At 73.2% G+C, this 12,016-nt stretch carries 7 protein-coding genes; 1 reads left to right on the top strand and 6 read right to left on the bottom strand.

Annotation, left to right across the window (positions count from 1 at the left end; translation table 11 throughout):
* Positions 1-586: 586 nt before the first annotated feature.
* On the top strand, positions 587-2,722 hold the full coding sequence (locus tag WME95_RS32675; protein WP_437903272.1) for a TonB-dependent receptor family protein: 2,136 nt from the start codon (positions 587-589) through the stop codon (positions 2,720-2,722).
* 54 nt (positions 2,723-2,776) lie between these two features.
* Here WME95_RS32675 and WME95_RS32670 read toward each other — a convergent pair whose 3' ends face one another.
* The 6 genes from WME95_RS32670 to hisF form a co-directional block, all read right to left on the bottom strand.
* Positions 2,777-4,273, bottom strand: coding sequence for an HTTM domain-containing protein (locus WME95_RS32670; RefSeq protein WP_437903271.1), 1,497 nt, complete (start codon positions 4,271-4,273; stop codon positions 2,777-2,779).
* The gene (locus WME95_RS32665; protein ID WP_437903270.1) at positions 4,260-5,708 is read right to left on the bottom strand and encodes an imelysin family protein; all 1,449 of its coding nucleotides are present in this window, start codon (positions 5,706-5,708) and stop codon (positions 4,260-4,262) included. Before WME95_RS32665 ends, WME95_RS32670 begins: the two co-directional genes overlap by 14 nt.
* Positions 5,709-5,888: 180 nt before the next feature.
* Entirely contained in the window at positions 5,889-7,586 is a 1,698-nt protein-coding gene (locus WME95_RS32660; RefSeq protein ID WP_437903269.1) for a delta-60 repeat domain-containing protein, read from the bottom strand.
* A 432-nt stretch (positions 7,587-8,018) separates the two neighbouring features.
* Positions 8,019-8,402, bottom strand: coding sequence for a TerB family tellurite resistance protein (locus WME95_RS32655; protein ID WP_437542893.1), 384 nt, complete (start codon positions 8,400-8,402; stop codon positions 8,019-8,021).
* Between the two features lie 33 nt (positions 8,403-8,435).
* Positions 8,436-11,021 (bottom strand): hypothetical protein, encoded by a 2,586-nt coding sequence (locus tag WME95_RS32650; protein ID WP_437903268.1) that lies wholly within the window; start codon positions 11,019-11,021, stop codon positions 8,436-8,438.
* Entirely contained in the window at positions 11,018-11,830 is an 813-nt protein-coding gene (hisF, locus tag WME95_RS32645) for an imidazole glycerol phosphate synthase subunit HisF (RefSeq protein WP_437851199.1), read from the bottom strand. The genes WME95_RS32650 and hisF overlap by 4 nt, the downstream gene beginning before the upstream one ends.
* Positions 11,831-12,016 lie beyond the last annotated feature (186 nt).

Genomic DNA, 12,016 nt, shown 5'->3' with positions numbered 1-12,016 from the left:
GAGACCTTCTGTGGCTGCGCGGACGGCGGTGCACGCTCCCTGTCGTCTGCGCTGCCGTCTCGCGTGAGCGCACGTCGGCCTGCGCTGTTCAAGGGCTACTCGATGTTGACTTTCATTTGTAGTAGGCCCCTGATGACCGCGAGTTCGACACGCCGTGAGCCCACCGAGCTCGCGATGCGGTGCGATTCGGTGAATTAGTAATATATATTACATGTCAACGCAGACCCGTCCCTTCCGGGCCCGTCTCGGGCTCGCTGTTCCCGTGCTTCTGATCACCGTGGCCGGGGTCGCTCATGCGCAGTCTCCTGAACCGAGCGCGGATGCCCCGGGGGATCCAGCGATGCCTGGAGCGCCTCCGGGCACGGGAGCGCCGCCGGCGGGCCGGGACGCACCTGCACCGGCGCCGCCGGCGCCTCCCGGCGATGCGCCGGCGACGCCTCCCGGTGATGCGCCGGCGGCGCCTCCCGGTGATGCGCCGGCAGCGCCTGCCGGCGATGCGCCGGCAGGGGACCAGGACGCTGCTGCGCCAGCGCCGGCGGCTGCTCCCGGCGGTGGGCCGGCGGCACCCTCCGGCGGCGCGCCGGCGGTGAACCATGAAGGCGCTGCACCGGCGCAGGCGGCGCCTGCCGGCGATGCGCCGGTGGAGGTGACGGTCGCGGGCACGCGCGTGACGCGGACCGCGGGCTCGGCTCATGTGATCAAGAGCCGCCAGCTCGAGCGCTTCGAGCACGACGATCCCCACGCCGTGCTGGTCAGCGTTCCCGGCGTGTACGTGAGGGGTGAAGACGGGCTGGGCCTGCGGCCGAACATCGGTGTTCGCGGCGTCAACCCCGATCGCAGCAAGAAGGTGACGCTCATGGAGGATGGCGTCCCCATCTCTCCTGCGCCGTACTCCGCGCCAGCCGCTTATTACTTCCCGCTCATCACCCGCATGTCGAACGTGCGCGTGATCAAGGGGCCGGGCGCCATCGCCTATGGCCCGCAGACCGTGGGGGGCACCGTGGATCTCGTCACCCGCTCCGCCCCGTCGCTCGCGTCGGGCGCGCTCGATCTCGCGCTGGGCCAGTACGGCTACGGCAAGGCGCACGCCTATCTCGGGACGAGCGACGGGCAGATGGACTTCCTCGTCGAGGGTGTGCACCTGCGGAGCGACGGCTTCAAGGAGCTCCCGAGCGGCGCGGACACAGGGTTTTACCGCAACGAGGTGATGGTCAAGGGCAGTTACCTCGTCGACCCGGCCGCCCGCATCAAGAACGAGCTCCGCCTCAAGCTCACCTACTCGGAAGAGCTCTCCAACGAGACGTACCTCGGCATCACGGACGAGGACTTCGAGGAGAACCCGCTCCGCCGTTACGGGGTGACCGCGCTCGACCGCATGCGCAACCACCGCACCGCTGTCGCCGTGACCCACGTGCTCGAGCCGTCGCGCGACCTGTCGGTGACGACGACCGTGTACCGGAACGACTTCTCGCGCGTGTGGCGCAAGGTGAACGGCTTCCGCGGGGCCAACCTGTTCGACGTGCTCGCCGCCCCGGACACGCCGCAGAACGCTGTGTACTACGCCGTGCTGACCGGGCAGCTCGACAGCTCGACGCCGGGCGAGGCGCTGCTCATCGGCCCCAACGAGCGCGACTTCGTCGCGCAAGGCGTGGAGACCCGCGTCCGCTGGAATGTCACCACGGGGCCCGTCTCGCACCGCGTCGAGTACGGCCTGCGCCTGCACCACGATCGGGTCGAGCGCCGCCACAGCGAGAACGGGTTTCTCGTGCTCGGCGGCGCGCTCGTGCCGGACGGCGGACCGACCGTCGTGACCCAGTTCAACGAGGCATGGACCGAGGCGGTCGCGCTCCACGCGAGCGACGCGATCACCTGGAGAGCGCTCACGGTGACGCCCGGCGTCCGGATCGAGCTCATGCGCTCTGCCCTCGTGGATCGCGCGGCCGGGAGCGAGCAAACGCGGCTCGCGCAGGCGCTCCTGCCAGGCGCCGGCGCCTACCTTGCGATCACCGAGGCGCTCGGCCTCCTGGCCGGGGCCTACCGAGGATTCAGCCCCCCGGCCCCGGGGAGCGACGAGCATGTCGAGCCCGAGCTCAGCGTGAACTACGAGGGCGGCGCTCGCTTCGCCGACGGGCCGCTGCGTGCGGAGATCATCGGCTACTTCAACGATTACTCGAACATCACGGATGTCTGCACGCTCTCCAGCGGCTGTCTCGACGCGGATCTCGATCGCCAGTACGACGCGGGCGAGGCCCGGATCTACGGCATCGAGGCGTATGCGGAGCACGAGGTCCCGCTCGGCCAGCTCAAGCTGCCGATCACCGCGGCCTACACGCTCACCCGGACCGAGTTCCTCTCGAGCTTCGCCTCGGACGACCCCATCTTCGGCCGCGTCGTGAAGGGGGACGAGATGCCTTATGTCCCGCGGCACCAGGCGAGCCTCTCGGTCGGGGTCGAGCACGAGCGCGCCGGCGTCGCCGTGGGCGCCACCTACGTGTCGGCCATGCGGGAGAAGGCCGGCAGCGAGCCCATGTCCCGGGCGCTCGCCACCGACGAGCAGCTCCTCTTCGACGCGAGCGCCAGGGTGCGTGTCGTCGGGCCGCTCGTGCTCTACGCGAACGCGCGGAACCTCCTCGGCTCCCAGTACATCGTGTCGCGCCGGCCCTTCGGCGCCCGGCCGAACGCGCCGCGCTGGATCCAGATCGGGGCCAAGGCGTCGTTCTGACCTGGCGTCCGACGTTGAGTCGCGCGTGGAGCCCGACGTGGACGCGCGCGTCGATCAGAGGGGGCGGATGTGGGGGGGAGGCCCCTCTGGAGCTGGAAGGATGTAGGGCGCCGGGCCGAGGCCGTCGCGGACCGCGGCGAGATCGACGCCGGGATCGATGAGGCGCGCGATCCGGCGGCCGTTGAGCGAGACGAGGGCGTCGGCGCGCACCTCCACCGGCCCGCGGCCGCGGCGCTCGAAGTCCTCGCGGATGTGACGGGAGAGCTGCAGGATGAGATCGGGCTGGCCCGCCATCTCGCGCTCCTGCAGGCGCGTCAGGTACTCCCGCGGGCTCACATGCCATGTCCGGCCGGTCTGCCTGCTGCGGACGATGAAAGTGACGCTCCCGTTCTTCTCGCGCACCATCACGCGCCAGGAGAAGCGCATCCCCTGCTCGTGCCAGCGCACGTTGCCGCCGTACGCCAGGAAGCGGAGCGGCATCGCGAGCTGAACCGCGCAGTACGCGGCGCCCAGCGCGAGCCCGAGGGCGCGCAGCGATCGCGAGGGCGGCGCCGCCGGGGGGAGGGCAGGTTCGTCTGTAGGCGCTTGCGGCGCTTGCGGCGCTTGCGGCGCTTGCGGCGCGCCGGCGCCGCCGCGGGCGGGGAGCGCGCGCGCTCGGAGCCGGGAGAGGACCCGCCGGGGCCACTCCGGGGGGAAGAACACGAGCGCGGAGAGGACCATGATCACCGGGAACATCCCGATCGGAAACAGCGCGCGCGTGACGACGTGGAACAGGATCACCGCGGCGTACGCGAAGGGGCGGAGCCTCCGGCAGAGGAGCAGCCAGACGATGCTGGTGTCGAACAGGAAGCCCGCCCAGCTCATGAGCGGCGCGGCCCACGGGTGCGTGAAGAGCGGGCCGAGGACCGCCATGTCCGTGCGCGAGCCGAGCCAGATGCGGAGCGGCTGCGCGTGCAGGAGCCAGTCGGCGTGGGCCTTGGCGAGCCCCGCGAACGTGTACACGACGCCGACCTGGAAGCGCAGCAGGTAGAGCCACGCAGCGGAGACGGAGCGCTCGCTGCGCCGCGAGAGCAGCGCGTCGATGGACCAGGCGCGGTGCGCCGGCGACGCCGCGAGCAACAGGCCCAGCAGGCTCGCCAGGTAGTAGTGGTTGAGGTACGTCGTGACGTCGATGACCTGCAGGTAGGTGAAGCCGACGACGAACAGGGGCGCCGCGACGCGGAACATGAAGCCGAGGGCGAGCGCCAGGGCGAGCGCCGCGAGCGCCCAGAACAGGGCGTGCATCCCGGCCGGCGAGAGCGGCTCGACCCACGCGAGGCCCCAGTACTTGAAGTGAAAGCCCGGCTTGACGAAGAACTCGTCGATCCAGCCATACGCGATGAAGCGCGCCATGCTCACGCACATCGTGAGCCCGAACAGGGCGCGGAACGCCGCGAGCCAGGCGATGTCGATCGGGCGAAACAGCGCTCGATGCAGCGCCGCAGCCGCGCGCGACCACGCCGCCGCGAGCCCCGGGGGGCCCGCGCGGCCAGGGGGCTCAGTCGTTGTCACCTTCCGACGACTGGGGCAGCTCGAGGTTCAGCGCGCTGACGAACTCCGTCTTGAGCAGGTCCGTCAGGGCCTTCACGGCGGTGTAGACCGACTCGACCTTCGCCCGGTCGGTCGAGAGCGCCTGCTCCAGCGGCAGGTCGAGCGCGTCCACGGCCGACTGGGCTCCCGACAGCGCCGCCAGCATGCGATCGGCGAGATCGGCGGAGTCGACCGCGCGCAGCCAGTCGTCGAACCCGACGCCCTCGCCGCCCTCGCCGCAGCCCTGGAACAGGCGCCGGAAGCCGCGCAGGTTGGCCCGGATGTGCGCCGCCGAGGCCAGGGCGAAGCGGGACTCGAGCGCCTCCGGGCAGGTGGGCGTGACGCAGTCCTCGGTGAAGCCGAGCGGGCGCCCGAGCTTCCAGTCCTTCAGCTCCTTCTCGACATAAAACATCGCGTCGCTCACCGCGTTGAGCGCGTCCTGCTCGGTCGCGAAGACGGGGCTCCCCTGGCCGGCCTGGGTGAGCTTCTCCCGGAAGCTCCCCGCCTCGGGCGCCCATGCGCGCGCGAGCGCGCCCGCCTGGGCGAGCACGTCCGCCGCCGCCGCGGCGGCGTAATCGGCCTTGCGCTGCGCGAGCTCTCCCGCGGCGAGCGCCGCCCACGTGCGGTTCGCGTTGATGGGCGAGTACTGCGAGCAGGCGTTGTCGCCGCCGCCGTAGAAGACGAGGTACTCGAGCGCCGCGAGGCCGCGCCCGTTGATGAGCGACGAGGAGAAGCTCGGCTGCGCATAGGCGCGGCTCACGATCTGCTCCTCGACCTTGCACCGGCTCACGAGGGGCCAGGAGTAGATCTGATCCCGGAGGTCCTGTCCTCCGGGCTGCGTGGAGCTCGCCGCGGGGCCGAAGCGGAAGAGCTCCACCTCCTGCCCGACCGCCATGGCGGCGAGCCAGGCGCCGCGCGCGGCGGCGGCGCTCGGCTCGCCCGGGCCGCGGGCGAGGGCCGCGGCGCTCTCGTGCAGCGCGCGCGCCTGCGCCTCGAACTCGCAGGCGCGGTTCAGCGCGCAGTCCGCCGCTGCGGTGATCAGCTTGGCCTTGCTGAAGGGGCCTTCCGCGACGGGGACCGGGGGACACACGTCGCCGGGGACCGGTTCGCCGCCCCCGGCGCCCCCCGCGCCGCTGGCGCTCCCGGCGCCAGCGGTCGTGGCGATCGCGGAGGAGGCCGCCGTGGTGCTCGTGGCGCCGCTCCCGGTCGAAGGCACGGGCGCGGACCCGCCGCTGCCTGGCGGCTGCGCGACGCCGGGCCCCGCGCCCTGGCCCGTATAGACCACCTCGTCCGGGGGCGGCTTGCGGCACCCGGCGGCCGCGGCGACGCCGACGAGCGACAGCAGGAGCGCTGTCGAGAAGCGGCGGCCCGCCCTCTCGCTCCGGGCGCGGTTCATTGTCGGCCTCACGCTGTTCATGCTGCCTCTCCGAGATACGGGCGCTCGCCCGGGGCCCGCCGGCGTCGCGGCGGCCCCGAGCTCGTTTCGCGCGAGAATCGTCCGTCGTGCCCTGCCCGTCAACACGCAGGGAGCGCTCCCCCGCCTGTCAGCACGGCGCGGCGGGGGGGCGCCTCCCGGCGCGCGTCGGTCGTGTGAGCGTCAGTCCCTCTGCGCCGGGACCGGCAGCAGGACCAGCGTCGCGTCGTCGTCCTCGGGACCGTTGCCGTCGGACCGGTACCCGGCGGCCGCGAGCCACGCGCCGTTCGGCGACAGCGCGACGCCGAAGAGCGAGTCATCGGGGCGATCGAAGCTGTAGCGCCGGTATCCGTTCGGATCGAAGCGCGTGTCCAGCGCGCCGTTCTTGTCGAACAGGGCGATCATCCCGTCGATGTTGCCCGTCGCGGGGGTGGCGCTCCCGACCATCACGACGCGATCGTCGGGCAGGGCGAGGAGGTTGCGCCCGCGGTCGTCGTCGCCGGCCACGTCGAGCAGGACGCCGCCGGCCACGCCCCAGGAGGAGTCGAATCCGCCCGTGGCCGTGACGCGGAAGGACACGAGATCCACGGGCCCGCTCTCCGCGGAGCGCCCGTAGCCGGTGGTCACGTACTTGCCGTCCGACTGGCGAGCCGCGCCGTAGGCCTCGGCCATGCCGAGCGGGAACGGCGCGAGCCTCACGACGCCGTCCGACGAGAAGGTCGTATCCGGGGTGCCGTCCGCGTTGAGCCGCAGCAGCACGATCTGGTTCCTGCCGCCCACGCTCGTGTAGCCGGAAGAGAAGATCTTGCCGTCGGCCTGCACGAACCCGTTGCGCGGGTTGTCGCCCAGGTTCAGCCCGTCGACGTCGAGCGTGTGGACGCCCTCCGTCGCGAACGTGGTGTCCAGGGCGCCGTTCGCGGTGAGCCGCACGATCGCGCGATCCCGATCGGCGCGAGCCGCCGCCTTCCTGCTGGCGAAGAGGACCAGCCGATCGCTCGCGTCGCGGTCGACGCCCCAGAGCAGATCGCCCGTGTTGCCCTCGCCGACGCCGAGATCGTGGATGGCGATGCCCTCGGTGCCGAACGTCGTATCCAGCGTGCCGTCGGTGTTGAACCGCACGACCGCGAGATCCGCGTCCGACGGCGTGGCGCTCGGGTCGTGCTCGACCTGGCCGGCGAGCACGACCTTCCCGTCCGACTGCAGGACGATGCCGCGCGCGGTCTCCGTGGTCTTGCCTGCGACCACGTTGACCCTCGCGACCCCGTTCGTGCCGAAGGTCGTGTCGAACGAGCCATCGGTCTTGAAGCGCGCCACCGCCATGTACGTGTCGCCCGCCACGGCCACGTGCCCGGCAGCGTAAGCTCTGGACTCGGCGTCGAACGCGACGGCCCAGAAGCGGTCGTCCGCGGCTTCGTCGAGCGCCACGACCCCTGCGAATCCGGTCGACCAAGGCTCCTCGCCGGTGTCGCTGCCGCCGGTGCCGCCGCCCTCGCCGGCGCCGCCGCCGCCGGTGTCGCTGCCGCCAGCGCCGCCGCCCTCGCCAGCGCCGCCGCCTGTGTCGCTGCCGCCGGTGCCGCTGCCGCCAGTGCCGCCGCCCTCGCCGGCGCCGCCGCCGCCGGTGTCGCTGCCGCCAGTGCCGCCGCCCTCGCCGGCGCCGCCGCCGCCTGTGTCGCTGCCGCCGGTGCCGCCGCCCTCGCCGGCGCCGCCGCCGCCGCTGCTGCTCGTCGAGGGAGCGCCGCCGGCGCCGCCGCCCCCGGAGTTCGCCGAGTCGCCGGAGTCGTCTCCGCACGCGGCCACTCCGCCGAGCAGCACGCACCAGGAAAGTCCGAACGTCGCGAGCACGGTCCGCTGCGCGGACAACCAGGTTCTCTTCACAGGCATGGTCGGCAATCCCTTCATGAACATGAAAATGAAAGTCGTTATCTTTGTTGGATATGATCTTGCATGACGTCCACGCTGTCAAGAGATTCTGCTGTCGCTATCCCGCCAAGGCCTTTCCTTGCTGGAAATGCCGCCTGGAGCTGAAGGTGTGGGGATGGCGCTTGGGGTAGGGGAGCGCGGCGTGTGGCGCGCCTTTGAAGATGCCCGCATTGCGCCGCGCGACGCTGTCTGGGGCACCTCGCGCGCGGGCAGCCTGCTCGGCGATCCATGACCGCGCGGCGCATGGCGGCGAAGCGACTCCGCCTGGGGTCGGTTTCCTTGCGGAGCACGGCGGAGCGCGGCCGACCGGCCGGAGAGGGCGGCCGGCCGAGATCGCAGCGGGAGTCCCGGCGGCGGCCGGGCCAGCGGCGTTCGGGCGCCGCGCAGGCTGCGTCAGAGCAAGGTCAGGAGGCGTCGGGCGCGGGCCTCGGCCGCCTGGATGATCTCCGCGGACTCCGGCTCGGGGAGCTCAAGCTTCTTGCTCAGCGCGGCGATGTACTGCTTCTCCGCGTCGTGCTGCTCGCCGTCGACGAACGTGAGCAGCACGGCGTGCTGCAATAGCGCGCGGCGGTCGTCGCCGCCGAGCTCGCCGAGCGGCACGTCGTCCAGGGTCCTTCGCTGGGAGGCGTAGGCGCGGATCTCCTTCGCCTGGTCCTCGTTCGCCTCGAACGCCGCGATCAGCCCCTCCACCATCTCGCGCTCGGCCTCGTGGAACTCGCCGTCCGCCCACGCCACGCTCACGAGCGACTTCACGACCGCCATGCTCTGCTCTTGCATGGCGACGAGTGTCGTCGCTCCCCCGGGGCAACGTCAATCGTGAGGGGAGGGCGCCCTCGCCTCGGCGCGCGGGACGATCTGGAGCGCTCCCCGTGCGAGCGGCTCCGTCAGCGAGGCGAAGACCTCCGGCCGCAGCGTTCCAGCGAGCCCGGCGCAGAGCAGGGCGAGCGCGAGGAGCGCGAGCCACAAGGACAGACCTCGCCGGCGCGGGGCCACCAGCGGCACAGGCGGCCTGCTGCCGTCGTCCATCGGGGCGACCGGAGCGGATCCGGGCGTGGCGCGCTCGGATGCAACGGGGCGCAGCGCGCCGGCGAGCGGCGGGCGCGCGCCGGGGATGGCGCGCGCGGAGGTGCCGGAGACAGCAGCGACCGGCGGCGGCGTGAGGGTGAGGTCGAGGCCAGCGAGCGCCTTCATGCTGCGCGCCGCGCGGCGCTGCGCGCTGTGCTCGGACTGCGCGACGAAGCGCGCGACGAGCTCGTCGACCCGGGAAGCGCCTGCACCGACGCCATCCGCGGGCGGGCGCGCGCTCCGCGATCGCCGCGAGGCGTTCCACACGATCGCGTCGATGGGACCGAGCTCCGCCGGGCACGGCGTCTCTTCCGGCTCTGCGTCGACGGGAGGCTGCGCTGATGCTGCATCCGGGGGCGCCAGGTCAGCGGGCGGCAGCTCGGGAGCTGCTGCGTCCACGGGCAGTTCCTCGGGAGCGAGATCGGCAGGCGGCAGCTCGGGAGCTGCTGCGTCTGCGGGCGGTTCCTCGGGAGCGAGAACAGCAGGCGCCTGCTCGGGAGCTATGTCCGCGGGCGGCTGCTCGGGAGCTGCGTCCACGGGCAGTTCCTCGGGAGCGAGAACAGCAGGCGCCTGCTCGGGAGCTATGTCCGCGGGCGGCTGCTCGGGAGCCAGATCGGCGCGCGGTTCCTCGGGAGCTGCTGCTTCAGCGGGCAGTTCCTGGGGAGCTGCGTCCGCGGGGGGCGTGCCGGCGTGCGCGGTTTCCGGACCGTCGGCCTCCGCCGCGAGCAAGGCCTCGATCGGCGCGGCCGGAGCCGGCGGGAGCGGCGCAGCCGGAGCGTCGTCGTTGCGCTGCGCCGGAAGGGGCCAGGGCAGCGTGTGACGCGCCGCTGGCGTCTCGTCGAACGGCGCGACGGCCGCTCGAGGAACCGCGGACACGGCGAGGTCCGCCCGACGGACGAGCGGCCAGGCGCCATAGGCCGGTGTGACCTGGAGCGCCGCGTCCGCCGCCATGAAATGGATGGCAGGCGCGCGCGACGTCTCGATGGACTCCGGGACCTCGGTCACGCTGGCAGGAGCGTCTGCCACGGGGGAGAGCTCGGCCCCGTCGGCCGCCTCTTTCTCCTCCCAGACGGCCGTGGCCACGGTCGGCGTCGGCTCCTGCGAGAGCGGCGCGACGTCGGCGGGATCCGGGGAGAACTCGACGAGGATCGACTGGGTCGGTGTCGGCTCCCGGGAAGACAGCGCGACGCCGGGAGGAGCCGGGGAAAAGTCGACGAGGAGCACCTCGATCCCCTCGGGGCTCGTGAGCGCTTCGCTGCAGGCAGAGGGGCCGCAGGCGACGAGCGACGGCGCGGGCATGGGCCGCGCTTCTTCAGGAGCGATCTCCGCCGCCGCGCGCGCGAGCGGCGCCACCGGCGCGATCGTCCGAGCAGGCTCGATGAGCTCCGGGATGGCCGGGATCTCGGCCGGCGCTGCGGCCTCATGGATCTCAACCACCGCCTGCACGACGGTCGGCGTGGGCTCCGGCAGCACCTCGACCTGCTCGCTGGCGTGCGCAGGCGCCGATGGGTTCTCGGGACACGGCTCGACAGCTACCGCACCGGCAGCATCGCCTGCGCTCGCAGGCGCCGGGGGCGCCACCCCGGCGATGGCACACGCGACGAGCCCGGGGCTGAGCGTGAGCTCCACGACCGCAGGTGCGACCGGGCCGGGGCTGAACGTGAGCTCCACGATGGGATTCGGCAGCGGGGCAGCGGGGGCGTCGCAGCGCGGAGCAGCGGGGGCGTCGCTGCGCGCGGCAGCGGGGGCGTCGCAGCGCGGAGCAGCGGGGGCGTCGCTGCGCGGGGAAGCGGCGGTCGCATCGCGCCGCGTTTGCTCCGCTTGCGGCGGCGGCCGCATCTCGTCCGCTTCCGGCGCCGCAGGCTTCGCCTGGACCTCCGGGCGCGGGCGCCTCAGCCGGCCGGCCTCCTTGGCGCGCAGCGTCTCACGGGCGAGCCGCGCCAGCGCCCGCCGGGCGGCGTTGCGGTTCACCGGGATCAGCGCGGCCTCGAGCTCCCGCGCGACGGCTTCCGGGTCCTGCTCGTGCGCGGGGCGCGGGCGCGCCGTCGCCGTGAGGTTGGGCATGCTGCCGGCGGACGCGGCGAGGAGCCGGGCGAGCAGGTCGCGCAGCAGCCGCGCCGCCTCGGCCGGCGCCACCGCCTCGCCGCGCGTGCGCACCGTGACGGTGCCCTCGGTCGTGAGCAGCACCGCGCGATCGTCGAGCCTGAGGGGCAGGCGCGACGTCGCGTCGCTGACGGCGAGCGCGAGGTAACCCGAGGTCTCCGGCACCAGCGAGGCGCTCCGCGCGTGCGCCGCCGCGACGACCTCCTCCAGGGTGACGCAAGCGCTCACGAGCGCCCCCGGCCCGCCGCGTCGCCCGGCCCGCCCGCGCGCGCCGGCCTGACCGGCACCCCCGCCGCCTCGAGGTACGCCTTCGCTTCGCCGATCGTGTACTCGGCGTCGTGGAAGATCGACGCGGCGAGCGCGGCGTCGGCGCCGCCCTCGACGAGGCCGGCGCGCAGGTGATCCAGCGTCCCGACGCCGCCCGAGGCGATCACCGGGACCGGCACGGCCCGCGCGATGGCGGCGGTCAGCAGGAGGTCGTAGCCGTCCCGCGTGCCGTCGCGGTCCATGCTCGTGACGAGCAGCTCGCCCGCGCCCGCCCGCGCGATCTCCTCGGCCCACGCGACCGCGTCGCGCCCCGTGTCCCGACGGCCGCCGTGGGTCACCACCGTCCAGGCCACGCGCGAGGGATCCGCGATCCGGCGCGCGTCGATCGCCACGACGATCGCCTGCGCACCCCAGCGGTCCGCGGCGCGCCGCACGAGGTCGGGATCGTTGACGGCGGCCGTGTTGATCGCGACCTTGTCCGCACCCGCGTCGAGGAGCGCCTTGATGTCCTGCTCGGACTTGACGCCGCCTCCGACCGTCAGCGGCGTGAACAGCACCTCCGCCGTGCGCGCCACGACGTCGAGGATGATGCCGCGCTTCTCGTGCGACGCGGTGATGTCGAGGAACGTGATCTCGTCCGCACCCTCGGCGTCGTAACGGCGGGCGGCCTCGACGGGATCGCCGGCGTCCCGCAGCCCCACAAAGCGGACGCCCTTCACGACGCGGCCGTCCTTGACGTCGAGGCACGGGATGATGCGCTTCGCGAGCATACGTCCCGCGTTAGCCCACCTGCCACGTCAGGGCCAACTGTTGCGCTGTGCGCCCGCTCCGGCGCTGCGGGGGGGCGTCCTCGCGCGCCTCTCGCACGTTTTGCCGGCATTTCCGGCCGCCGGGGAGGCGCCGCGCGCCGGCCGCAGCGCCCGGAGCCTGACCGCGCCGCGGTTCCTCGCTACCAT

It is taken from the genome of Sorangium sp. So ce327 (genome assembly GCF_051530205.1).
In the GTDB taxonomy this organism is placed as follows: Bacteria; Myxococcota_A; Polyangia; order Polyangiales; family Polyangiaceae; genus Sorangium; species Sorangium cellulosum_B.
Note: the sequence above shows the minus strand (reverse complement) of the source record. Positions and strands in the feature narration are given on the sequence as shown.

Excerpts from the sequence above, each read along its gene's own strand:
- WME95_RS32665 (WP_437903270.1), bottom strand. The coding sequence starts at position 5,708 with ATGAACAGCGTGAGGCCGACAATGAACCGCGCCCGGAGCGAGAGGGCG.
- WME95_RS32660 (WP_437903269.1), bottom strand. The coding sequence starts at position 7,586 with ATGCCTGTGAAGAGAACCTGGTTGTCCGCGCAGCGGACCGTGCTCGCG.
- hisF (WP_437851199.1), bottom strand. The coding sequence starts at position 11,830 with ATGCTCGCGAAGCGCATCATCCCGTGCCTCGACGTCAAGGACGGCCGC.
- WME95_RS32655 (WP_437542893.1), bottom strand. The coding sequence starts at position 8,402 with ATGCAAGAGCAGAGCATGGCGGTCGTGAAGTCGCTCGTGAGCGTGGCG.